Annotated in this window: 15 protein-coding genes; 4 read left to right on the top strand and 11 right to left on the bottom strand. The window is 56.0% G+C overall.

The features are described 5' to 3' along the window. Positions 1-549: 549 nt before the first annotated feature. The 3 genes from eno to INT20_RS04380 are packed head-to-tail and all read right to left on the bottom strand — an operon-like array spanning position 550 to position 4,428. Positions 550-1,839, bottom strand: coding sequence for a phosphopyruvate hydratase (gene eno, locus INT20_RS04390; protein ID WP_087107936.1), 1,290 nt, complete (start codon positions 1,837-1,839; stop codon positions 550-552). 57 nt (positions 1,840-1,896) lie between these two features. Then, positions 1,897-2,760, bottom strand: coding sequence for a 3-deoxy-8-phosphooctulonate synthase (gene kdsA / locus INT20_RS04385; protein WP_193056487.1), 864 nt, complete (start codon positions 2,758-2,760; stop codon positions 1,897-1,899). Between the two features lie 12 nt (positions 2,761-2,772). Then, positions 2,773-4,428 (bottom strand): CTP synthase, encoded by a 1,656-nt coding sequence (locus INT20_RS04380; RefSeq protein ID WP_192537403.1) that lies wholly within the window; start codon positions 4,426-4,428, stop codon positions 2,773-2,775. Positions 4,429-4,747: 319 nt separating this feature from the next. Between INT20_RS04380 and INT20_RS04375 the strand changes: the two genes are divergently transcribed. The 3 genes from INT20_RS04375 to INT20_RS04365 are packed head-to-tail and all read left to right on the top strand — an operon-like array spanning position 4,748 to position 9,365. Beyond that, positions 4,748-6,772 carry a TonB-dependent receptor gene (locus INT20_RS04375; protein ID WP_225736081.1) on the top strand — a complete coding sequence of 675 codons (2,025 nt, stop codon included), beginning with the start codon at positions 4,748-4,750 and terminating at the stop codon, positions 6,770-6,772. Positions 6,773-6,789: 17 nt separating this feature from the next. Continuing rightward, entirely contained in the window at positions 6,790-8,322 is a 1,533-nt protein-coding gene (locus INT20_RS04370) for an MFS transporter (RefSeq protein WP_087107930.1), read from the top strand. A 5-nt stretch (positions 8,323-8,327) separates the two neighbouring features. Beyond that, positions 8,328-9,365 carry an HlyD family secretion protein gene (locus INT20_RS04365; protein WP_087107928.1) on the top strand — a complete coding sequence of 346 codons (1,038 nt, stop codon included), beginning with the start codon at positions 8,328-8,330 and terminating at the stop codon, positions 9,363-9,365. A gap of 72 nt (positions 9,366-9,437) precedes the next feature. Here INT20_RS04365 and INT20_RS04360 read toward each other — a convergent pair whose 3' ends face one another. The 3 genes from INT20_RS04360 to INT20_RS04350 form a co-directional block, all read right to left on the bottom strand. Next, positions 9,438-10,679 (bottom strand): MFS transporter, encoded by a 1,242-nt coding sequence (locus tag INT20_RS04360; RefSeq protein WP_087107926.1) that lies wholly within the window; start codon positions 10,677-10,679, stop codon positions 9,438-9,440. 68 nt (positions 10,680-10,747) lie between these two features. Continuing rightward, on the bottom strand, positions 10,748-12,493 hold the full coding sequence (locus INT20_RS04355; protein WP_192537404.1) for an ABC transporter ATP-binding protein: 1,746 nt from the start codon (positions 12,491-12,493) through the stop codon (positions 10,748-10,750). Further along, the gene (locus tag INT20_RS04350) at positions 12,490-14,238 is read right to left on the bottom strand and encodes an ABC transporter ATP-binding protein (protein ID WP_192537405.1); all 1,749 of its coding nucleotides are present in this window, start codon (positions 14,236-14,238) and stop codon (positions 12,490-12,492) included. The genes INT20_RS04355 and INT20_RS04350 overlap by 4 nt, the downstream gene beginning before the upstream one ends. A 405-nt stretch (positions 14,239-14,643) precedes the next feature. Here INT20_RS04350 and INT20_RS04345 point away from each other — a divergent pair, with 405 nt between their 5' ends. Beyond that, positions 14,644-15,579, top strand: a complete 936-nt coding sequence (locus INT20_RS04345; RefSeq protein ID WP_192537406.1) for a helix-turn-helix transcriptional regulator — start codon at positions 14,644-14,646, stop codon at positions 15,577-15,579. A 98-nt stretch (positions 15,580-15,677) separates the two neighbouring features. Here the strand turns inward: INT20_RS04345 and INT20_RS04340 are convergent, their stop codons facing one another. The 5 genes from INT20_RS04340 to pilQ all read right to left on the bottom strand — a co-directional run bounded on the left by INT20_RS04340 (position 15,678) and on the right by pilQ (position 25,736). Beyond that, positions 15,678-17,096: an FAD-dependent oxidoreductase gene (locus tag INT20_RS04340; protein WP_192537407.1), complete on the bottom strand. Its 1,419-nt coding sequence runs from the start codon at positions 17,094-17,096 to the stop codon at positions 15,678-15,680. Between the two features lie 33 nt (positions 17,097-17,129). Continuing rightward, entirely contained in the window at positions 17,130-21,572 is a 4,443-nt protein-coding gene (gene gltB / locus INT20_RS04335; protein ID WP_193056486.1) for a glutamate synthase large subunit, read from the bottom strand. A 455-nt stretch (positions 21,573-22,027) separates the two neighbouring features. Further along, positions 22,028-23,134, bottom strand: a complete 1,107-nt coding sequence (gene aroB, locus INT20_RS04330; RefSeq protein WP_172118668.1) for a 3-dehydroquinate synthase — start codon at positions 23,132-23,134, stop codon at positions 22,028-22,030. Next, on the bottom strand, positions 23,131-23,697 hold the full coding sequence (gene aroK, locus INT20_RS04325) for a shikimate kinase AroK (protein ID WP_192526567.1): 567 nt from the start codon (positions 23,695-23,697) through the stop codon (positions 23,131-23,133). Before aroK ends, aroB begins: the two co-directional genes overlap by 4 nt. After that, positions 23,697-25,736, bottom strand: a complete 2,040-nt coding sequence (gene pilQ / locus INT20_RS04320; RefSeq protein ID WP_193056485.1) for a type IV pilus secretin PilQ — start codon at positions 25,734-25,736, stop codon at positions 23,697-23,699. Before pilQ ends, aroK begins: the two co-directional genes overlap by 1 nt. Positions 25,737-25,742 lie beyond the last annotated feature (6 nt).

The following is a 25,742-nucleotide window of genomic DNA, read 5'->3' as shown; positions in this document are numbered from 1 at the left end:
TGGTAAGTAATAGCGAAGAAGAATAAAAATGGATTTTACTTATAACCTAGGAATCATTTGGCTGGTTGCGTCGGCCGGTTGTAAGAAACACCGGGAACAACCCTCTTGCCAGGTATTCAACGTACGTAGGTATAAAACGTAAGCACAAAAAAAGGCGACCCTTAGGTCGCCCGCTCCAAACACTTCCTCTGACCGCTCCATGTGTCAACTTCCTCAGGCCGCTTCCCTACCGAAATTCACCTCAGTGTGTCATTCGGTGGGCCTGTTTACACCCCATTGCGTTGCATTCTGTCTAAAGCATCCCTGCCTCCCCTGTCCTGAATGCATTGTGGCAGATAACAATGTCATCTCAAGGCGGCCTATAACAAAAAGGGCAAGCCTAAGTGGCCTGCCCTTCAATAAAAAACAACTTAAAATCAATTAGATAAACTTAAATTAGACGAAAATTTTCTACTTTTCCTACCCACGTCGAGCGATTTTCGTCGGCTTTTGTAGGACATGTCTTACAAAATCTTGAGACATTTCTTACAAGACAGCTAACAAATCCCGTTATTGGCCCTTGATAGCCTTCAAGCCGGGATAAGCGACATCGCCAAGTTCTGACTCAATCACCAACAAGCGGTTATATTTGGCAACCCGGTCAGAGCGGCATAAGGAGCCGGTTTTAATCTGGCCTGCACAGGTGCCCACCGCTAAATCAGCAATGGTGGTGTCTTCTGTTTCACCGGAGCGGTGCGAAATAACCGCAGTAAAGCCTGCATCCTGAGCCATCTTGATGGCGTCCAGCGTTTCAGACAGTGAACCGATTTGGTTAAACTTGATCAAAATCGAGTTACCAATCTGCTCGTCGATACCGCGCTTAAGAATTTTGGTATTGGTAACGAACAGATCGTCGCCCACCAGCTGCACTTTATCGCCCAGCTTGTCGGTGAGGGCTTTCCAGCCATCCCAATCCGACTCATCCATACCGTCTTCAATAGAGACAATCGGATAGTCTTCACACAAGCCTGCCAGGTAGTCAGTAAAGCCTTGTGCATCGTAGCTTTTACCTTCACCGGAAAGATTGTACTGGCCATCCTTGTAGAACTCAGACGACGCGCAGTCGAGTGCCAGCGTGACATCACTGCCTAGCGAATAACCAGCATCCGCCACCGCCTGTTTGATGACAGCCAAGGCATCCGCATTGGACGCCAGGTCAGGGGCAAAGCCACCCTCATCGCCCACAGAGGTAGACAGGCCTTTGGCAGACAGCACCTTCTTCAGCGCGTGGAAAATTTCAGCGCCCATACGCAGGCCTTCACGGAAGTTTTTGGCGCCGACCGGCTGCACCATAAACTCCTGAATATCCACGTTGTTATCCGCATGCTCGCCGCCGTTGATGATGTTCATCATCGGCACGGGCATGCTGTACTGACCTGGCTGACCGTAAAGCTCGGCAATGTGTGCATAAAGCGGCACGCCCTTGGCGTTAGCCGCGGCTTTAGCGGCCGCCAGCGATACCGCGAGAATTGCATTCGCACCCAGAGTGGCTTTGTTGTCAGTGCCATCCAGCGCCAGCATGGCATCGTCCAGACCGCGCTGATCGCGTGCGTCCATACCAAGCAGCGCCTCTCGGATTTTGCCATTGACCGCATCGACAGCTGTCAGTACACCTTTGCCGAGATAGCGTGCTTTGTCGCCATCACGTAGCTCAAGCGCTTCACGCGAACCGGTAGAAGCACCGCTGGGTGCGCAGGCTTCGCCCGTTGCCCCACTTTCAAGGCGCACACGCGCTAGCACCGTCGGGTTACCGCGTGAATCGAGTACTTCCAGTGCACTGATATCTACAATTTTGGTCATGACAGTCTCCTTGGTTGGCGGTCTATTAGAAGGTTATGTATCGCATGATGGCCGCGATCAGCGAATGGTCAACGGCGCAAAATTTTTCACCAATGAATCAAGCTGAGATAGCTGCGTTAAAAATGGCTCAAGCTGGTCAAGCGGCAACGCACAGGGACCATCGCACTTGGCGTTATCCGGATCAGGATGCGCTTCTAAAAACAGCCCCGCAAGCCCGACGCCAACGCCTGCACGGGCAAGTTCGGCGACCTGGGCACGCCGCCCATCCGCACTATCAGCACGCCCGCCGGGGCGTTGCAGCGCATGGGTAACGTCGAAGAACACTGGGTAGCCAGTCTGCTTCATATCGCCAAACCCAAGCATATCGACAATCAGGTTGTTATAGCCAAAGCTTGAACCGCGCTCGCACAGCATCAGGCGATCATTACCGGCTTCCTGAAACTTGCTGAGAATATGGCGCATCTCATGAGGTGCTAAAAACTGGGGCTTTTTGATATTGATCGCGGCACCGGTTTTGGCCATCGCCACCACCAGATCCGTCTGGCGCGCCAGGAAAGCGGGCAACTGGATGATATCCGCGACGTCTGCCGCCTGGGCCGCCTGCCAGGGCTCGTGAACATCGGTGATGATCGGCACGCCATAACGCGACTTGATATCAGCGAGAATCTGCAAGCCTTTTTCAATACCCGGACCACGGTACGAGTAAATCGAGCTGCGGTTGGCCTTGTCAAAGCTCGCCTTGAATACATACGGCATACCGAGCTTTTGCGTCACGCTGACGTAGGCTTGGGCTACCTCGTCGGCAAGCTCTGCCGACTCTAGCACGTTCATGCCGCCAAGCAGCATTAAGGGCAAAGAATTGCCGGCGGTTAGGCCGGCAATGTTGATGTGACGCTCTTGAAAAGGTGCTTGAGAAGACATTGGCTTCCCCCCTTATTCCTGAGGTGTCGCGTGAGATCGGGTACGCGCCGTTTTGTGCTCCAGCGCTGCATTCACAAAGCCCGAGAACAGCGGGTGCCCGTCACGCGGTGTGGAGGTAAATTCCGGGTGGAACTGACACGCCACGTACCAAGGGTGATCGGCCAACTCGATCATTTCAACCAGCGACTGATCAACGCTTTTACCTGAAATTACCAGGCCGGCTTTTTCCAGCTCGTCAATAAACTGGTTATTAACTTCGAAGCGGTGGCGGTGACGTTCAACGATTTCATCAGAGCCGTAAGCTTCACGCGCTTTGCTGCCGGAGGTCAGATGACATATCTGGCCGCCCAGACGCATGGTGCCGCCTAAATCAGACGCCGCATCGCGCAGCTCAATTTTACCTTCCGCATTCAGCCATTCGGTAATCAGGCCGACCACCGGGTGCTGAGTGTCATGGGTAAACTCAGTGGAGTTGGCATCTTTCCAGCCCGCCACGTTACGCGCAAATTCAATAACCGCTACCTGCATCCCTAAGCAGATCCCCAGGTAAGGCACGTTATTTTCGCGGGCAAACTGGGCGGTCATAATTTTGCCTTCCACGCCTCGCTCACCAAAGCCGCCGGGCACCAGAATAGCGTCTTTACCCGCTAGGCGCTCGGTGCCGTGACGTTCGATGTCCTCAGCGTCGATATAGTCGACATTGACTTTGATGCGCCCTTGAATGCCTGCATGAATCAAGGCTTCATTAAGCGACTTGTACGCGTCCAGCAGTTCCATGTACTTACCGACCATGGCGATACTTACGGACTTGAGCGGATTAAGCTTGGAGTCCAGCACTTTCACCCACTCGGAAAGATCGGCGGGCTCGGCATCAAGGCGCAGCTTATCGCAGACGATATCGTCCAGGCCGTGTTCATGAAGCATCAGCGGGATACGGTAGATGGTATCTGCGTCCTGAAGCGGTACGACCGCACGCTCTTCAACGTTGGTAAACAACGCGATTTTGCGGCGTTCGCTCTCTTCAAGCTCGACTTCGCTGCGGCAAATCAGAATATCCGGCTGAATACCAATCGAGCGCAGCTCTTTAACGCTGTGCTGGGTAGGCTTGGTTTTCGTCTCGCCCGCCGTCTTGATATACGGCACCAGCGTCAGGTGCATAAACAGCGCGCGATTAGCACCCTGCTCGCTGCGAATCTGACGGATGGATTCCAAAAACGGCAGCGATTCGATATCGCCGACTGTGCCACCAATTTCCACCAGCGCCACGTCAAAGCCTTCGCCGCCGGCATAAACGCGCTGCTTGATTTCATCAGTGATGTGCGGAATTACCTGCACCGTGCCACCCAGGTAATCACCACGGCGCTCTTTGCGCAGCACGTGCTCGTAAACACGGCCAGTGGTGAAATTATTACGCTGGGTCATCTTGGTACGAATAAAGCGTTCGTAGTGGCCAAGGTCCAGATCGGTTTCGGCGCCATCCTCAGTGACGAACACCTCGCCGTGCTGGAACGGGCTCATGGTGCCCGGGTCCACGTTGATGTACGGGTCGAGCTTGAGCATGGTGACCTTAAGGCCGCGGGCCTCTAAAATCGCCGCCAGCGAGGCCGACGCGATGCCCTTGCCAAGAGAGGACACAACGCCGCCGGTCACGAAGATATATCGTGTCATGGAAAACCTGTCGAAACGTGATCAAAAGGCGTAACAGAAAGCCACACCAGGATGGGACGACAGAATAGCAGACTACGCCCCAAGGCTCAATTTGAACTGAGCAGTCAAAATCAGCTCGGCCGAACCAGAATGGGCAGCTGCCCCAGCCCTGCGCTTGCATACATTCATAGGTAAACCGCCAACCACCATACTTAATAGCAATGATTACTATTTGCCTTAAGAGTATCCTTGTTCTCAGCGTATTCCCCGTACCGATGAGATTGTAGCGGGGAAATTAGCACGTAATGAAATAACATAAGGGAATAAGGGGAAACGAAAGATGCAGCACAAGCGACGTCGAATTTTCCATTTGGCAGCCATGATGAGTTGCCTGCAAGCCGTCCCCGGGTGGGCGAATACGACAAACTCAGCAATAACGACAGAGGGTGAAGCCCCCGCCACCCTCACACCGATAACGGTGACCGCGGAAAAAACCGAGCAGCCACTGGAAAATGTGGCTGCCAGTGTCGCGGTGATTGATGGTTCTGAAATTGAAGCAGCGGGCCTGACCAGCCTCGAACAGTTAGAGGGACGGGTTCCTGGGTTATCGTTTCAGCCATTCGGACAGGCCGGCATGAATTCTCCCGTAATGAGGGGACTAACGGCTAACTTCAACACCTTTTCCACCTCAACGTTGCTTCTGGTGGATGGTGTACCAACACTGTCTGCTCAGGGATTCGAGAGCAGCCTACTTAACGTCGACCGAATCGAGATACTACGCGGCCCTCAGTCCACACTCTATGGCAGTAATGCCGAAGCTGGCGTCATTGCTATCCACACCCAGCCGATGGACAACCAACCTCGCGCCACTGTTAGCGGTGAAGCCGGCAACCATGGCCATCGAGCCGTTCGCTTCGCCGTCAGTCACCCCATCGTTCAGGACAATCTCTATGCCAGTATTGCGGGTAGCACGTCGAGTGAGGATGGTTTTATCGACAACATCCACACCGGCAGTAATGAAGATGACCGCAATCGGCACGATCTCAACCTAGGGCTGCGCTGGACGCCTGGTGATGCGACTGATTTGGCACTGCGCTATACGCGCCAAGAGTATGATGATGGTGCATCCCGCTGGGGGGCACCTAGCGCGCATCGTGCCACTGTTGCCTCAGGCACCCCAAGTTGGAACCGATCCTGGGGGCAAACCCTAGCACTAACCGCGGAACATGAATTCGCCTCGGACTTGAGTCTCCATTCCGTCACTGCCTGGAATGATTTCCGGGATCATATACAGCAGGATACCGATTTCAGGGCCGAGGATATCTTGCACGTAGGTCGTGACAACCGGCTACGCACGCTATCCCAGGAGCTTCGCTTAGAGGGTGCTCTTGGCGAGACAGAGTGGTTGCTCGGCGTCTACGGCGATAGCAGTGATAACCGGCTGCATAGTATCAGCAAAAATATGATGGGCTCTGTGGATCTTCATGCCAATCAGGAAAGCCAAACGACAGCCCTGTTTACCCATTGGAACCTACCCTTGGCACAACACTGGCGCCTTTCTACCGGTGGGCGCATTGAGCACAATCAGGTGGAACTACACCCACGTGGTGCGGCAAGCCGGTCGGAATCATGGTCGCACTTTTCGCCCAAGATCGCGTTGCAATATGAAATCAGCCCACGCAATCAGTGGTACGCCAGTATCTCGCGAGGCGTGCGTAGCGGTGGGTTCAATATATTATCCCCCGCAACGAACTATCAGTCCTTCGGTCCAGAGAAAACTTGGTCCTACGAGACCGGCGCTAAGGGTTGGCTAGCCGAAGGGCGCCTGCGTTACTCTCTCGCCGCCTATCTGATGGACATCGACAACATGCAAGTCATGCAAATGCCCACCGCCGGCATGATGTACATCACCAATGCTGCCACAGCCACCTCTAAAGGGGTAGAACTCGACCTTGACTATCTGCTTGGCGATGGGTGGCAAATTAAAGGGGGGTTAGCCTGGAACCATACCCGATTTGATCAATTCCAAGATGGCTCAGCCGACTACGCTGGTAATCACAATCCTTTCGCTCCCGATTTTACCGGTTATTTGAGCCTACGCTACGACGATCCAGAAGGCTGGTACACCCAGGGCAGCCTGGTCGGTAGCAGCAAAGTCTACCTAGACGCCGCCAACCAATACGAGCGTAACGACTATGCACTGCTCAACTTGGTCGCTGGCTATCAGTTAGGTGATTGGGAGCTCGCCGCCTACGCCGACAACATCGGCGATAAGCGCTATGACGCCGTGGGCTACCAGAACGGCTTCGTCACCATCTACAGCCCGCCCCGGGAGGTAGGAATGCGCTTCACTTGGCGATTGTGATCGCCGGAGCGCTCTCCATGCCTAATACCCGCACCGCCACCCCAGCCCAGCCTGTTTTTGGCCCTCGGCTTATCGCCGGGCTGACCGGCGTATTCATCGCAGCCATCATGGCAGGATTTAACAACCGGGTTCCTGCCTTATCATTGCCAGATATTCGCGGCGCCCATGGTTTGGGTGCCGACGCTGCCTCCTGGCTGGATACCGTCTATCTCGTTGGCGAAATCACGGTACAACCGTTTGCCGCCTGGTTCGCCATCACCCTATCACTGCGCCGTTATCAACTGGTGTTAATCTCCGCTGCCACGCTGCTCGGATTACTACTGCCCTTTGCCCAGTCGCTACCGTCCATGCTCCTACTGCGCGGTCTGCAAGGTGCCGTCGCTGGCGGTCTGATCCCGACACTGATGATGGCAGCGCTGCGTTTTCTGCCGTTTCATATTCGCCTGCACGGTTTGGCGCTATTCGCCATGACTGCCACCCTAGCACCCAATCTGGCGGTGTGGCTGGCTGGCGTGTGGACAGATCAGTTGTTCGACTGGCGGTGGGTCTACTGGCAAATCGTTCCGCTGGGTATGTTCAGCTTAGCGCTATGTGCATGGGGCCTCCCTCAGGATCCACCACGCCATGAGCGCTTCGGTCAGGGCAACTGGATCGGCCATATTTGTCTGGTTACCGGATTAGCGCTGCTTGCGATAGTTCTCAGTCAGGGTGTACGTCTTGGCTGGTTTCATTCAACACTGATCTGCAGTGCACTTGCTGGCGGCCTAATCGCCACCTTCGCCGGTCTGCTCAGCGAGTGGCATCATCCCAGCCCTTTTATCCGCCTTCAACTGCTTTCCCGGCGCAACCTTGGGCTGGGCTTCACCCTGTTTGTTGGGCTGTTGGTTGTGCTGATGTCCGGCGCTCTACTGCCGCTTAATTTTCTCGCCCAAGTGCAAGGTTATAGACCACTGCAATCCAGTGCCGTTGGGCTCACCATCGGGCTACCACAGTTGGTGCTCGGCTCCCTGGTGGCTCTGCTTCTATACCAGCCTTGGATGGATGCACGCAAGGTATTTGCCACTGGCCTGCTGATTGTGGCGATAGCCTGCTGGCTAGGCGCCCAAATCACCAGTGAATGGATGTGGCACCAGTTCGTCGCTGTACAAGCACTGCAAGCGATCGGCCAGCCAATGGCGGTGGTCTCACTGCTATTTCTGGCTACCAGTGTGGTACAGCCAATGGAAGGCCCCTTCGTATCCGGGCTGGTGAATATGCTGCGCGCCTTCGGCACCGCCCTGGGCAGCGCGCTGGTCACTCAGTTGATACTGATTCAAAGCCATTTTCACAGCGACATGTTGCTGGACAGCATGGCTCGAGCTGGCGCCGCCCTAGGAATGCATGAAGACCAACTGATGACGTTGTCCGACGCCGTCACTACCCAAGCCGTCACGCTGGCCACCGCCGACGCTTACCGGGCACTTAGCGTGCTTGCCCTGATGCTGATTCCGCTGACGCTCTGTCTCACGCCCGTAACGCCACCGTCACCTCCCTCTCGTTCACCGGAATAATAGCCATGACCTCATTACGTCGCTTGCGAACTCCTTTCATTCTGATACTCCTGGCCCTGGCAATTACGGGTGTCTATGCGCTGAACCGCCCGGAAAGCGCCGCCAGATATCAATCCACCAACGATGCTTATATACAGGCAGATCTAACACGGGTGGCGTCGCAGGTTGCCGGTCGTGTACAGCGGGTACTGGTGGAAGAAAACCAGACGGTGAGCGTCGGCGACCTGCTAGTAGAGATCGATGACAGCGATACACGAGCTAAGGTGGAAGAAGCAAGTGCTGGACTGGCCCAGGCAGCTGCGGAAATCGTCAGTCTACAAGCGCAAATCGTGCGTCAGGAAAGTCGCATTCATCAAGCACAGGCAAAACTTGACGTCGATCAGGCCGCAGTGACACTGGCTCGACAGGAGCGAGAACGCTACCTCAACCTGCGCGCCCGCGGTGCCGGTACCGTTCAGTCGCTGCAAAGGGCAGAGGCAGAGTTAGCTGCATCAAGGGCCACCCTGATCGGCGACCAGGCCGCCTATACCGCTACCCAACAGGCGTTGGAAGTGTTGCAGGCCGACCTAGAGAAAGCCCAAGCGGCGCAAAACATCGCTCAGGCCAAACTGGACGCAGCGGAATTGGCATTATCCTACACCCACATTACAGCACCGGTGAAAGGTATCGTCGCTCAGAAAGTGGTGCGCCTCGGCGGCTATATGAAAATCGGTGAAACGCTGCTGACCTTAGTTCCTCTGGACAATCTCTATATCACCGCCAATTTCCGTGAAACACAAATCGCCCGTATGCGGCCCAGCCAACCGGTAAGTTTCACCATCGATGCTCTCCCCAACATCACCCTAACCGGCAGAGTGGATAGCCTAGGCCCAGCCAGCTCGGTGAGCTTTTCAGCCATTCAACCCCACAACGCCACAGGTAATTTCACCAAGATCGTCCAACGTCTACCGGTGCGCATCGCCATCGATCCAGGTCAACCTCAAGCCCAACAGTTAAAAGTCGGCATGTCAGTGGTGCCGGAAGTCGACACCGGACACGGCTAACATCACGATGTTCTCAGCACAACCGACCTAGCTCCGCAGTACCCCACTATAGTGACCACAACGGTTCGGGAATCAGGCGACACGCCCCATCTTTGGTGGCATCTCGCCCATGCCCCGCACAAATCGCAGGCTCCAGTAACCTATTCCCAGCATGCCAGCCATCAGAGCGCTTAACATGCCCAGATACCCGAAATGGTCAAGCAGCAGCCCTGCGAGCATGGGCACAACCGTACGCGTGAGCACGAATAGACTCGATTGCAGACCATAGTCCACAGCCGTCAAACCTTCACGGGTGTAGTACATCATCATGCCAAACACTAATCCAGCCGAGGCGCCCATGGCCAGCGCCAGAAGCACGGTGCAGGCAGTTAGCAACGGCAAGCTCGCATGGCTGGCCAACGCCGCCGATAATGCAGCCAAGGCAACGAGGGCGAGCATTGCAAAGCCAGGCAGGGCATAGTGCAAACCACGACGGTAAGTGACATAACCGCCTAGCAGACTGCCCAAAGCACCGACCACGCCACCCAGCAAACCAGCTACCACGGCCACCTGACCGGACGGCAGTCCTTGATCGAGCAGTAACGGTTTAAGGTATACCCAGGCAGTGCCAATAAAGGGGAAATAGAGCATCAACACGACCACCCAACGGCGACGCTGAGCAGAAGCGAAATAGCCAACCCATTGGCGCACCCCCACCTCTGAGCGTTTGGGTGTCGCTATCGTATCAAGATGCACTGGGCGTATGAGATAAAGTCCGACAAGGGCCAACAACAGTCCAACCCCCAGCACAAAGAACGGCCAAGACCAGCCAACACGATCATGCAAAATGAGCATCGCACCACCCCCGAACACTGCCCCCAATGAACTGGCGGCTGAACGGATAGTGCCTGCGCGCATACGTTCAGTCTCGGGTAAACAGCGAATAGCCAAGGCATTGACCGGCGCGTCGGCCCAAGTGCCGAATAAGCTAGCCAGCATCGCCAGGGCGAATAACGTCGTGAAGCCCGTTTTTCCTATGTCGAGCCCCGCCAGCGCTACAAGGCTTGCGGCATAACCGACCAACAGTACTAAGCTCCAGCGCCGATAACCGGCGGTATCTCGCGCCCAGCGATCTACCGGAGCAGCCAATACGAACTTGAGCACGGCCGGCAACCCTGCCAATTGGAAGAGGCCGATGGCGGTGCCGGACCACCCCTGCTGGCGCATCACCAGCGGTAACCCTAGGTAGAGATAGATCATTGGTGCGGTCATAGCGAAGTTGATCCAGCCGAGCAGCAACTGCAACGACCAGTACGAAATGGCGGGGGCTTTCATGTCGGTATTCCCAGGTTTTAAGTTTCTGGAGCTAAACGCTTAAGGTACTCGTTGCTAAGCATGTGTTTTTAAGCGCTGGCTGGCTGCGCGAGCAACTGGACATATTGCTCGCAACGGTGCAGCAACTGCTCATGAGAGCCCTGATCGAGAATGCAGCCATCCTGCAGGAGTACGACCCTGTCAGCCTGAGCAATGGTGCTTGGACGATGTGCTACCACCAGTAGCGTGTACTGCCCACGAAGCGCCAACAAGGCCTGCTGCAGGGCATGTTCACTGTCAGCATCGAGGCTGGATGAAGCTTCATCCATTACCAGCACGGGCGCTTGAGACAGCAGTGCCCGGGCGATGGCGATACGCTGACGCTGACCACCTGAAAGCCGCGCACCATTCGCGCCGCAACGCGTTTGGTAGCCCTCAGGTAGGGCCTGAATGAAATCGTGGGCCTGGGCCTGATGCGCAGCGATTTCGATTTCCTGCTGCGTCGCCTCTGGTTTGCCCAAGCGCAAGTTGCCCTCGATACTGTCGTCAAACAAGTAGGCCTCCTGACCAACCCAGGCGATCCAGTGGCGCAGCTCGGATAGGGGAATATCACGCAGATCTTCGCTGCCCAGCTTCACTGTGCCGCTCTGCACCTCATAGAAGCGCATTAGTAAGTTGGCGCAGGTGGTCTTGCCAGATCCAGAGGGGCCAACCAGTGCGACCATCTCACCCGTTTCTACCCGGAAGTTGACACCCTGCAGCACAGGGCGCTCGGAATGGGCGAACACCACTTGGTTGAATTCGATGCTGGCATCCTTAGGCAATCGCTGGCCATTGTCCTGAATCGGCGAACGCTGATGCAGCAACGCCAACACCCGTGCCGCACTGGCGCGCACTGCACCCAGTTGGCTGGCACTGCGCGCTACCTCTGCCAAAGGTAGCAGTGCCGCGCCTACCAGCACGACCGATAGCGGAACTTGAGCCAACGCTAGGGCTTGATATTCAAGCAACACTGCGCTGGCCACCAGCGCGGTGATCAATGCTAAGGACTGGATCAGCTCTATACCGCCTTGCTCCGCGCCTGTTCGCAAGGCGTAACGACGCTGCTCGCTCTTCAGCCGCGCCAGATACTGCCCCAGCCGAGCGCGCCAAGCCGCCTCCTGATTGAACAAGAGGATCTCTCGACGCGCCTCAATGCCCTCAATCACTTCAGCGTTTAGTCCCGCTAGCGCGGCATTCATCTCGCGCCCCTGGCGAAAAGCACGCTCCCCCAGCCAGAATGGCACGCTGGTCAGAGTCGGCAGAAATGGCAGTAACACTAAAGTAAGCCAAGGCTGTATCCAGGCCAGCGCCAGCAGTGCCAACAGCGGTACCACAACTGCAGCGATGGTATCGGCCAGGGTGTGGGCAAAAAAGTGTTCCAGCGCCTGAGCATCGTTCAGCGCCACGTTGGCCTGCTCGCCGCTGCGGGTGTCGGACAAACCACCTGGGGCGGCACGCTCTAGACCGTCGTAAATGCCCACCTGCAGCGTTTCGATCAGAGCAAAAGCAAAGGCATGGGAGATATGTGCCTGCCACCAGCGACCACCGGCCCCAGCAACGGCGCTGACAAGCATGCCCCAAAGCACGGGTTGCCAGAGGCTCTCCGGTGCACCCGTCAGCGCCAAACCTGCTAGCCAGGCACCCAACGCAAGGCTTGTCACCATGCCAGCCTGGGCAATGAGCGTAGCAGCGATAGTGAGTGCTAGCAGGCGCGGCTGGCCAGCGGAAAGGCGTAACAGGTCACCCCATGTGCTACGCGGCCCCTGGGGAATTTCGTGGGCATTGACTTTCATATTAGTTCTTCCTCGGTTTGGGGCGACGCTTCGTGGGCGTGCTGCCGGTTCCAGAGGCGCGCATAGAGGCCATTTCGGGTCAGTAGGTTGTGGTGATCACCGATCTCAACTAAACGACCACGATCAAGCACCAGAATGCGGTCGGCATTCCGAACGTTGGCTAGACGATGTGCAATCACCAGTAGCGAACGCTGACCGCGAAGCCGCTCGATGGCCTCTCCAATGTGGGTTTCGCTGGCAACGTCCACGTTCGCGGTCGCCTCGTCCAACACCATGACCGGTGTATTTTTTAGCCAAGCACGTGCGATAGCTATGCGCTGTCGCTGACCGCCAGAAAGTCGCGCGCCGCCTTCTCCCACGGCAGTGGCAACGCCTTTTTCAAGACTTGAAATCCACGATTCCAGTGACGCTACCCGGCATGCCTCAGCCAGATCCTCATCACTGGCTTGAGGAGCCCCCATCCTCAAGTTCTCTTCGATGCTGCCATGCAGCAGCACACTATGTTGGAACACGCCACTGACGTTTTCGTATACGTCATTGACGCGCAAATCGCGAAGATCAACGCCGCCCAGGCTGACGCGGCCGCAGTCAGGTGCAACAAAGCGCATCAATAGAGCTGCCAGGGTCGATTTTCCTGCGCCAGAGGGCCCTACCACAGCCACGAACTCACCAGGCTCAAGCGTAAAATTCACATTGTGCAACGCAGGTTCGCAGCCACCCGGCCAGGTATAACTAACGCTATCAAAGGCCACTCCATGATGGGTCGGTAAAGCCCGGGCCTCAATCGGCTCTGGCACCCCAGGTATAGCGTCAAGTAAACGAATGACGGGGGCCGCCGCCGCATTACCCGACCATGCAATGTGGAAGGTCTTATCAAGCTTTTCCAGCGTACCGAAGGCCTCGCGGGCCAGCAGCACAACGGCCAACAACGCAAACGGCGATAGCTCACCGGCAACGGCGCGCTGAGCGCTAAGCGCAGTCACCAACGCTAAACCACCCAAGCTAAGCAGCCCTGTTGCGCCGTTACGCATGAGAATGGCGTAAAGCACACCCATGGCCTGCTCACGCAGATCCCGTGCCTGTTGACTGAGTACCTGACGGCGCCGGGTCTGAGCATTGAAGGCCTTGAGCGTGGTGACGCCGCGCAAGCTGTCGAGCAAATACGCGGAAAAACGCCCCATACTCGCGAACAACCCACCTGCAGAAGCGCGCCGCCAACGCAACCAGAGGCGATCAGTAAAGGGTAGCGCCAGCGCAGCAAGAGCAGCCACAAGGGCAGAACGGCTATCGAAATACGCCATTAGCAGTAGCACACCCCCGCCACCAAACACCGCACCCAGCACTGCAGGCACATAACGGCTGTAATAGGCTTGCAAGGCTTCCACCGACTGCACCAAGGTGGTACTCAGTTCCCCGCTATCTCGGTCGCTGGCCGGATCAGCCGCCACACGTAATACCTGACCAATCAGGCGCTGACGCAAGTAGTGCCGGGCAAGCCCTGCCACACGCATAGCGAGTGCTTCAGACAACCCCATCAGCACGATGCGTAGCCAAGTAAAAACAAAAAAAACCGACAGCGGCCACCATAGTTCGGACAATGGCTGGTCAGCGAATAGCCCGGCCAAAGCACTGGCTAAGCATAGCGCCTGACCAACATGACAGGCGGTGACAACCACTTGGCCGAACGCAGCCAGTAAAATCGAAGGACGCAAAGGCCGCGACAAGCGCCAGAGAACCGGGTTCATGAATTCTCCTTCGCGTTAGTCAGCGCAGAGACTAATGATGGGTATTTGCCTGTCAGCGATGATATTACAAGGATCGAAATCATCAGTTCCTCCTCTTTTGACCACATACACTGAAACGGATATGCCCTAAAAACACACTCCCCGCTCAACACCAACTCAGACGGTGTGTAAGCGGCAACTTCCACTTGGCTGAGCAGTCAACGAATGATACTTTCAAAATAAATACACATCATTCTCATTTAATATTGCATCCAGCGTTATTCATATCCTATTCCGACTAGGCTGTTTTTATGCCTATGGGGCTTGTGCTCTTATGAGCTCAATCACAAGGCGACTGGTTCTGCAATGATTGGATGCTCTGCAATAGAGAGCACTCAGTAGGATGGAAATAAGGAAGGCTTTGCTGTGAATAATTTGTCACGCCCAACGTTGACCACTGCTCAACATCTAACTGAATGGGTTTCCCATAAGTGCGATTTACCCCATCGCCATACCCTGATTGAGCGGCTGGATTGCGAAGCAGGCTTTTCCGTTGTTCGTTCCAAAATCTCGTCTGGACGTGTATTACGTGAAGTCTGTCAACACGAAGGCAATGAGCGCACCCTGGTGATTACTTTCGGCTTATCTGGTCAATCAGAGTTTCTTGACCGTACAGGCAATCGTCTGCACTTCTCGGCTAACCAAACGACAGTGTCTGTATTTCAGGAAGGGGGTGGTGAGCGCCGCTACGCCGCCGACAAGCAGACTCAGCAGTTACGATTAGTGGTATCGGAATCGGCATTAAGGCGTTATATCGGACCACAGCGCTGTGACCAACTGCTCGGTAAGCCCTTGCGTCACAATGAAAGCTTTCGCCAACTATCTCACGTTAACAGCCGCGCCAGTCAACATCTAAGCTTTTACAAGCACCCGTGGGTAGGTGAGCAGGACGGATTACGCCAGCGTATCCATGCCCTCAGCTTACTCGGCGAACAACTCAACCTGCTAACCCCTGCGGAGGGGCAGAAAGAACGAATTATCGGGCGAGACGTGGACTTGCTTGAAAGAATCGAAGCCTATATGCGTGCGCACTTGGATCAGCCTCTAAACAATGCCTACTTGTGCGCCAAACTTGGTATCAGTGAATACAAACTCAAGGGGTGCTTTCGCCAAGCCTATGACACAAGCCCTGCCCAACACCTGCTAGCAATGCGCATGCAGCGAGCGCAAGAATTACTGGCCGCAGGATATCGGGTATCGGAATCGGCCTATCAGGTCGGCTACCAGCACCCAAATAATTTCACTGCCGCCTTCACAAAGTTTTTCGGCTGTACGCCGAAATCGGTGCGAGGAGCACACTAGCAGTATGTCGAATCAAAGGCTGGGGAGTCTCGCGTTTGCCTGATGCCGGGGTAGTCGCGGAGCCAATTAAGGCCCCGGACAGCTGGAGTAAAGGTGAATTACACGCCCAGGTAGTTCATGATGCCTTCTGCGGCCTGGCGGCCTTCATAAATAGCCGTGACCACCAGGTCAGAGCCGCGCACCATATCGCCGCCGGCAAAGATTTTTTCATTGCTGGTCTGAAAGGCGAACTGGCCGTGCTCTGGGGCTTTTACCAGGTCACGCTCGTTCAGATCAATGCGCGAGCCCTCAAACCAGGGCGCAGGGCTTGCCTGGAAACCAAACGCTACGACCACGGCATCGGCGGCAATAATCTCTTCAGAACCTGGTACCACCTCAGGGCGGCGGCGACCGTTTTCGTCAGGCTCGCCGAGTCGAGTGCGCACAACCTTCACGCCTTCAACCTTCTCTTCGCCCACCACCGCCACCGGCTGGCGGTTGAACAGGAACTCGACGCCCTCTTCGCGCGCGTTGGTTACTTCACGGCGAGAGCCGGGCATGTTCTCTTCGTCACGGCGATAAGCACAGGTAACGCTCGCAGCACCCTGGCGGATCGAGGTGCGGTTACAGTCCATGGCGGTATCGCCACCGCCGAGAACAACGACGCGCTTGCCTTCCATCGAGATGTAATCGTTGGGATCTTTTTCGAATCCCAGGCAGCGGTTGACGTTAGCGATCAGGAAATCGAGCGCCTTGTACACGCCGGGCAGGTCTTCACCGGGGAAGCCGCCTTCCATGTATTTATACGTCCCCATGCCCAGGAAAACCGCGTCGTACTCCTGGAGCAGCGTATCGAACTCGATATCCGTACCGATTTCGGTATTCAGGCGAAACTCGATACCCATTTCCTCGAATACCGCCCGACGACGCTCCATCACGTTCTTTTCAAGCTTGAACTCAGGAATGCCGAAGGTTAACAGGCCACCGATTTCCGGGTACTTATCAAATACCACGGGCTTGACGCCGTTGCGCGCCAGAATATCGGCACAGCCAAGCCCGGCAGGCCCGGCGCCGACAATCGCGACTTTTTTATCCGTCCACACGACCTTGGACATGTCCGGGCGCCAGCCCATGGCAAACGCAGTATCGGTAATGTACTTCTCGACAGAACCGATGGTGACCGCGCCAAAGCCGTCATTGAGCGTGCAGTCGCCTTCACACAGCCGATCTTGCGGGCATACGCGGCCACATACTTCGGGCAGCGAGTTGGTTTTATGCGAAAGCTCAGCGGCTTCGATGATGTTGCCTTCCACGACCAGCTGTAGCCAGTTGGGAATGTAATTGTGAACCGGGCATTTCCACTCACAGTAAGGGTTGCCGCAATGCAGGCAGCGATGCGCCTGGCTTGCCGCATCAGTGGGTTTGAACGGTTCGTAAATCTCAGCGAATTCTTTGGCACGCGTATGGGCGGCTTTTTTCTGTGGGTCTTGACGACCCACATCAACAAACTGGAAATCGTTGTTTAAACGGTTAGCCATGATTTCTCTCCTCGAAGCGTAGACACAGGCGGTTTATTGCGGCTGACGCCGAGATTGATCCAGCAGACTGCCCAGGCTTGCCGCTTTTGGCTTCACCAGCCAGAAATGACGCAGGTAGTCGCTAAAGTCTTCTAAAATCGCGGCCCCACGGCTGGAACCCGTCTCTTCGACATAGGTGCTAATCAGCTCGCGAAGATGGCGGCGGTAGGCCTCCATGGCTTCGGTACTGACGCGATGAATTTCGACCAACTCGTGGTTGTACTTGTCCACGAAGGTGCGATCTTCATCCAGCACGTAAGCGAACCCACCGGTCATGCCTGCGCCAAAGTTAACGCCCGTCTCACCCAGCACGCACACCAGGCCGCCGGTCATGTATTCGCAGCAGTGGTCGCCAGCGCCTTCAATCACCGCCGTGGCGCCGGAGTTACGCACCGCAAAACGCTCGCCTGCGGTGCCCGCGGCCATCAACGTGCCGCCGGTTGCGCCATACAGGCAGGTGTTACCGATAATCGCGGTTTTATGGCTTTCGAACTGGCTAACCTTAGGTGGCACGATCACGATCTTGCCGCCGTTCATGCCCTTGCCCACGTAGTCGTTGGCATCGCCTTCCAGGTACAGATTCAGGCCGCGGGCATTCCAGACGCCGAAGCTCTGCCCTGCCACCCCGGTAAAGCGTGCGGTAACGGGCGCGTTTTCCAGGCCTTCTTCCCCATAACGCTTGGCGATAGCGCCTGAGCTAAGCGCACCCACACTGCGATCACAGTTAGTGATGTTGAAGCTGAACTCACCGCCCGACTGGCTCTCGATAGCCTCTTTAAGCGCTGCCAATACTTCCTGGTTTTTAGCACCCGGGTCGTGAGGTACGTTGCGGCCCACCTTGCAGAACTGCGGCGCATCAGCAGGTACAAAATCGTTCGTCAGCAGCGGCATTAAATCGAGCTTGCGCTGGCTTGCCGTATTGCCTTCCAACACTTCCAGCAGGTCGGTACGCCCGATCAGGTCGGTCAACTGGCGCACGCCTAGCATGGCCATCAGCTCACGCACTTCTTCAGCGATAAAGCGGAAGTAGTTTTTGACCATATCCACCGTGCCGCGGAAATGCTCGCCGCGCAGGAAGTCGTCCTGGGTGGCAACCCCAGTAGCGCAGTTGTTCAGGTGGCAGATACGCAGGAACTTGCAGCCCAGCGCTACCATTGGCGCGGTACCAAAACCAAAGCTCTCCGCCCCCAGGATGGCCGCCTTGACCACGTCTAAGCCGGTTTTAAGGCCACCATCGGTCTGCAGACGAATCTTGTCGCGCAGGCCATTGATACGCAGCGCCTGATGCACCTCAGGCAAGCCCAGCTCCCAGGGGGAACCAGCATGCTTGATCGAGGTGAGCGGGCTTGCAGCGGTGCCGCCATCGTATCCAGATACTGTGATGAGGTCGGCGTAAGCCTTGGCAACGCCCGTGGCGATAGTGCCAATACCCGGCTCGGATACCAGCTTCACCGATACCTGCGCCTCTGGATTAACCTGCTTGAGGTCAAAAATCAGCTGTGCCAGGTCTTCGATTGAATAGATATCGTGGTGCGGCGGCGGTGAAATCAGCGTGACGCCGGGCACCGCATGGCGCAGGCGAGCGATAAGCGCGTTGACCTTGCCACCCGGCAACTGACCGCCCTCGCCCGGCTTGGCGCCTTGGGCCACCTTGATCTGCAGCACTTCGGCATTGACCAGATAAGCCGGCGTGACCCCAAAGCGGCCCGAGGCAATCTGCTTGATCTTGGAGCTGCGAATGGTGCCGTAACGTGCGGGGTCTTCGCCGCCTTCGCCGGAGTTGGAGCGTCCGCCGGCTTCGTTCATGGCCTGGGCCAGGGCTTCGTGGGCTTCTGGTGAGAGTGCGCCCAGGGACATGCCCGCGCTATCAAAACGTGGCAGCAGCGCATCAACCGGCTCAACGTCATCCAGCGGAATTGGCGTTTCAGCGGCTTTAAGCGTGAGCAGATCACGAATGGTCGCGACAGGACGCTCGTTCACCAGCTGCGCGAATTTTTTCCACTTGGCGTAACTGCCTTCCTGAACGGCTGCCTGCAGCGACTTTACTACATCAGGGTTGTACGCATGGTACTCATGACCATGCACATACTTGAACATACCGCCCTGGGAGATACCTTTACGGGTAATCCAGGCGTCCTTGGCCAACAGCTCTTGCTGCATCTGTAGTTCAGCGAAGCCTGCGCCCTGTATACGCGAGGCCATACCCACAAAGCAGGTGTTCATCACTTCATCTGAAAGCCCGACGGCTTCAAACAGCATGGAGCCACGATAGGAGGCCAGCGTTGAGATGCCCATTTTAGAGAGAATCTTGAACAGGCCTTTTTGCAAGCCTTTGCGATAGTTCTCACGGTCGTCGGCCGGGTTGCCGGTAAGCTCACCCGTACGGTGCATATCGGCCATAATCTGATAGGCAAGCCACGGATACACGGCGGTCGCACCGATACCAAACAGCACGGCCATCTGGTGGGCATCCCGGGCGTAGCCAGTCTCAACGATAATATTGGCGTTGGGACGCAATGCCAGGCGGCCCAGGTGCGTATGCACCGCGCCAACGGCGAGCGGCGCCTGAATAGGAATAATGCCCTTGGGCAGCTCCGCATCGGTAAGTACCAGGATCACCTTGCCCGCTTTCACCTGGGCTTCGGCCTCTTGGCAGAGCGCATTCAGCGCCTGCTTTAAGCTCTGCTGTTCCGGGTCGTAGCCCATTGACAGCGTGTGGCTTGCAAAGGCCGGGTCGTCCTGGCTAACCAGCGCGGTAAATTTACGTGGTGAAAGTACCGGTGTAGTCAGGATCAACCGATGCGCGTGCTCAGGCGTTGCCTTGAAAACGTTAAGCTCAGCACCGCAGCAGGTTTCCAGCGACATCACGATGGCTTCACGCAGCGGATCAATCGGCGGGTTGGTTACCTGAGCAAACTTCTGGCGGAAGAAGTCGGTTAACAGGCGCGGACGGCTAGAAAGCACCGCCATGGGGGTGTCATCACCCATGGAACCCACGGCTTCCTGGCCACTTTCGGCCAGCGGACGCAGCACCTGGTCACGCTCTTCAAACGTCACCTGGAACATCTTCTGGTGCACGTTCAGCGCATCAGCCTCCATGGTCTGGAAGCGTGCAAGCTCGGTGAGCGCGGATTCCAGATAGTTGGCTTCCTGCTTGAGCCAGCGCTTATAGGGATAAGCAGACTTCAGGCGGTCATCAATATCCCGGGTATGCAGCACTTCGCCGGTTTGGGTATCAACCGCCAGCATTTGACCAGGGCCTACGCGGCCTTTGGCGACCACGTCCTCAGGCTTGTAACCGTAAGTACCAATTTCAGATGCCAGGGTGATATAGCCGTTTTTGGTGATGACCCAGCGAGCGGGACGCAGGCCGTTACGGTCCAGCATACACACCGCTTGGCGGCCATCGGTCATGACCACACCCGCCGGACCATCCCACGGTTCCATGTGCATGGAGTTGTACTCGTAGAAGGCGCGCAGCTCAGCATCCATGGTTTCAACGTTTTGCCAGGCAGGCGGTACCATCATGCGTACCGCACGGTGCAGCTCCATCCCCCCCGTCAGCAGCACTTCCAGCATATTGTCCATGCTGGAAGAGTCGGACCCCGTGGTATTAACGATTTCATCCAACTGGGCGATATCGGGCAGGCGCTCGTTAACGAAGTTGGCTTTGCGTGAGTTCGCCCAACCGCGGTTAGCCTCAATCGTATTGATTTCACCGTTGTGAGCCAGCAGACGAAACGGCTGTGCCAACGGCCAGCGCGGCGCCGTATTGGTTGAAAAGCGCTGGTGGAAAACACAGATAGCAGTTTCCAGACGCGGGTCGTTTAAGTCTTTATAAAACGCCGGAAGATCTTCCGGCATGACCAGGCCTTTATACGACACCACGTCAGAGGAGAGCGATGCGACATAAAAGTCTTCTTCGGCCCGTAAAGCCTGCTCGGTATAACGGCGCGCCATAAACAGATCAACAGTGAACTGCTCGCTCTCACCGGGCTCGATAAAGACCTGCTCGATACGCGGCAGGCAGTCAAGCGCCATGGGGCCACAAACGCTTGAATCAGTGGGCACAACGCGCCAGCCGACGACATTTAGGCCACGAACACTCAGCTCGCGCGCAAACGTCTCGCGCGCAGCCTCGGCACGGGCATCATCGTTGGGTAGAAAAACAACGCCCACGGCGAACTGGTCGCCCAGCGTAATCTCCAGCGCGTCTTGTGCGGCTTCGCGCATAAAACGGGTCGGCATTTTAAGCAGCAACCCACAGCCATCACCGGTTTTACCGTCAGCGGCAATCCCGCCCCGATGCGTCATACAGGTGAGTGATTCGATAGCGGTTTTCAGCAAATCGTGACTGGCCTGCCCTTCCATATGGGCAATAAGGCCAAAGCCGCAGTTATCGCGAAACTCGCCGGGCTGGTGAAGACCTTTATTCATGGGCGTGCCTCTAGTCAAAGGTGTTTTATTAGCAGCGTTATTATGATTTAATAGACGGTTTTTCTTTTCACACACAAACCTCTACCCGCCTATAACTGGGTGTTTCCCCGATTCACTGCCGCAAGAAAATGGTCGCTCAGCATAGCGACTTGCTCCCCGCCAGCGCAATCACCGCCAACATCAAAACCCCGAAAAGTCTTTTCAAATCCTATAGTTGCAAACCACCCTTCAACGAAAAATGCATACACTTCAAACACTTAAAAAGCCATATAACGCTATTTCAACGAAGGGTGTCGAGCGTTAAACTTTAGTCTAAACACCCCTAATATAGCCATGCCGATAGTGCATACGGCATGCTAATAACATTATTCGGCGCATCACCTGGTAACATCGGGCCATAAAAAAACCCACCTTGTCGGTGGGCTTAGTGAGCACAAAATACGTTTACAGGCGGGTTACAGCCGTGGGTAGTTATCCAACAAAGCACGCACTAACGCCTCTGGCGTCGTGTCATCAACACATGCATCGCCGGTAGCGTTTAGCAGCACCAGCCGAAGTCTGGTATCCACGTTTTTCTTATCCAGACGCATCCGGGCTAAAAAGTCGTCACTTAGCATATCCGCTGGGGCATGAAGAGGAAGGCCAGCGCTTTCAATCACCGCCTGGATACGCGTTAAATCAGCACTACTGATACGCCCCAGTTGCTGAGAAAGGGCAGCCGCCATGGCCATGCCTGCACCGACTGCTTCGCCGTGCAGCCAGTTGCCATACCCCTGGTGGGCCTCAATCGCGTGACCAAAGGTATGACCAAGATTGAGCAATGCGCGCACGCCCTGCTCCGTTTCGTCATCGGCCACAATGTCGGCTTTAATCTGGCAACTGCGTGCGATGGCTTCGACAATGGCGTCGGGGCTAATATGACGCAGCGCGGCCATATTGGCCTCAAGCCAGCCAAGAAACGCTTCATCACGAATAAAGCCATACTTGATAACTTCAGCAAGCCCGGCAGAAAGCTCTCGCTCGGGCAGTGTCGCAAGCGTTGCAATGTCGATCAGTACCGCTTTCGGCTGCCAGAAAGCACCAATCATGTTTTTGCCAAGCGGGTGATTAACGCCCGTTTTCCCTCCGACAGAAGAGTCCACCTGGGAAAGCAGCGTGGTGGGCACCTGAATGAAGGCCACGCCGCGCTGGTACGACGCGGCGGCATACCCAGCCATGTCACCAATTACGCCGCCGCCTAACGCAATCAGCGTACAGCGGCGGTTAAACCCTGCCTCCAACAGCGCGTCCCAAATGCGGCTAACCTGCTCAATGCTCTTGTACTGTTCCCCGTCAGGTAGAACGACGGTACGCACCTCCACATCGTCAGGAAGATTGGCGCACAGTGCCTCCAGATAAAGGGGCGCGATGGTTTCATTCGTCACCACCATCACCTGCTTACCGGCCAGATAGGGCGTTATCGCCTCTGGGTCGCTCAGCAGGCCGGCGCCAATATGGATCGGATAACTGCGATCACCCAACGCAACATGAAGTGTACGCTGAGCACTGGCGGGCTGTGTCATTGGGATACCTTTGAGTTAAGCGTGGCGCTATTTTCCAGCGGGTCGGTCAAACGCCGCACTCGGCGCAATATCTCATTGACTACGGCGCGCGGGCTACGCCGATCCGTGCGCACTGAAATATCCGAGGTGGCGCGATAAAGCGGGTCGCGGGCAGCAAACATATCGTTGAGCACCTGCTCCCGGTTTGCGCACTGAAGAAGCGGGCGATTACGGTCTTTCGCCGTGCGTTTAAGCTGCTGTTCAACCGTGGTCATCAGGTAGATCACCGTTCCGCGCTCACGCAGCATCCGGCGATTATCCTGGTGCAGCACGGCGCCGCCGCCTGTTGCCATCACCACGCAGGAGAGCCTTGTCAGCTCATCGATCATCTGCAGCTCACGCTGGCGAAAACCGGGTTCACCCTCTACATCAAAGATCCACGGGATATCCGCACCGCAGCGATCCTGTATGGCGTGGTCACTATCATAAAACGTGCGCGTAAGCTCTGCCGCCAACAAGCGACCTATTGTGCTTTTACCAGCCCCCATGGGGCCGATCAAAAAAAGGTTGGGTAAATCCTGCATCAGCGAACCGCCAAGCCATCGTCAAGTAGTCGTGGAGTAATAAAGACTAACAACTCTACCTTTTCATTGCTCTCTTCGGTATAGCGAAACAGGTGTCCGAGCAAAGGAATATCACCCAAAAGCGGTGTTTTGGTCATTTGGTTTAATTGTTCCGTGGTCAAAATGCCGCCCAATACAACCGTTTGGCCATTATCGACCAGCACCTGCGTTTCAATTTGATTGGTATCGATGGGCGGTTCTCCGCCAAATCCCGACTCCCTGAAACTATCATTTTTCACCACCAGGTCCATGATAATACGATTATCCGGCGTAATCTGCGGTGTCACTTCCAACGAAAGCTCGGCCTCTTTAAATTCAGTATCGGGGTTTCCCTGCGCATCGACACTCTGAAATGCGCGCTCCTCGCCTTGGCGAATAATTGCCGTACGCTGATTGGCCGTGATGACCCTTGGCTGCGAGATGGTTTGGCTTTTGCCTTCACTTTCCAGCGCACGAAGCTCCAGGTCCAGCAAAATGTCGCCGGACAAGTAACCAAAGCTAAATCCTGTACCTGGCCCTGAAGGCGCGCCCAGGTCTACCGCTAAACCGCTGCGGGCACGGTTCAAGCCATCCGGATTGATATTGCGCGCGCCAACATTGCCGTTATCCAACGCCTGAAAACCTCGCGTCGTCGAAGCGCCCCAGTTAACGCCTAGCGCTCGAGAAGCGGTGTCCCGGGCGATAACGATGCGCGCTTCAATTTGCACCTGACGCACCGGCACATCCAGGCGCTCCAGAGTACGCTTGATAATACTTACCTGGTTCGCCGTGTCCTGAACCAATAAGGCATTGGTTCTTGGGTCGACACTGATCCGCCCTTTCTCGGTCAGAAGCCCAAAGCCATCCTCACCCTGCAGCAACTGAGCAAGATCTTCAGCACGCGCGTACTTAACCTCGATAAATTCATCAATGGTTGGTGACAGTGCTTCATGATAGCGGTGAGCCTCAATTTCCTGGCGTTCAAGCTCAGCAAGCTCGGCGACAGGCGCCACCAGGATAACGTTGCCATGCTCACGACTTGCAAGTCCTTGGCTTTTTAACATCAAGGCAAGCGCTTGATCCCAGGGCACCTCATTAAGGTTCAGCGTGATACGTCCGGTCACACTTTCGCTGGCAATCAGGTTTAGCCCCGTAAATTCAGCAAGCGTTACCAGCACCGCACGTACCTCCATATCCTGGACGTTCAGGCTTATCCGCTCACCACTAAAACTATCTTGCGGGAGCTCATGATCGGCCAAGCGTTGCTGGTCAGCAGGCTGCACTTCGATACTCAGCACACGGCCATGTTGTGAAGAGAGCATGGTATAGGGGCCGTCGATGGTAAGTGCCAAACGCGCTCCCTGCGCATCAACGTGAGGGGTGATCCGCATCACCGGTGTCGCAAAATCGGTGACGTCATAAATCTGGCTAAGCGCATCCGGCAGCGTTACGTTAGGCAATGTGGCAATTACCTCGCCGCCCGATACATTCGCATGGCCGCTTTCCTGAACGCTTGCGACGACGCCTTCGCGGTCAAACGTCACCAGCAAGCGACCTGCCTGATCAGCCCCACGCTCAAAATCAATAGCGCTAATCTGCGGGCCCTGGAGGGCGTCAAGGGAGCCCTCTATTGGCGATTCAAGCGTTGTCGATTCACGCAAGGAAATTCGTAGCCGATCCCCCATTACCCGGGAGGTGTAATTCGACGAGTTGGCCAGGCCGATAACTAACCGCGTACGGCCACTGCCTTCCAATACCTTAATGTGCTCTACACCCGCACGCGCTACCTCAATGTGGCGATGACCCAAGCCATTTTGTGTATCGACCAGGTCCAGCGCCAGGCGTGGCGGAGCCTCCAGGCGATAACCCTGAACGTTGGCGACGCCACCGCTGAAGTGCAGATCAATATCCACGGCGCCAGCACTTACAGGATGCACCTCAATATCGGTTAACACCGACGCCACTGCCTGCCAAGGCAGTACCACCCACACAAGCATAATGATTCGACTAACCACGGCCATGGCGTG

It is taken from the genome of Halomonas citrativorans (assembly GCF_014898005.1).
Taxonomy (GTDB): domain Bacteria; phylum Pseudomonadota; class Gammaproteobacteria; order Pseudomonadales; family Halomonadaceae; genus Vreelandella; species Vreelandella citrativorans.
This window is presented reverse-complemented; position numbering and strand designations above follow the sequence as displayed.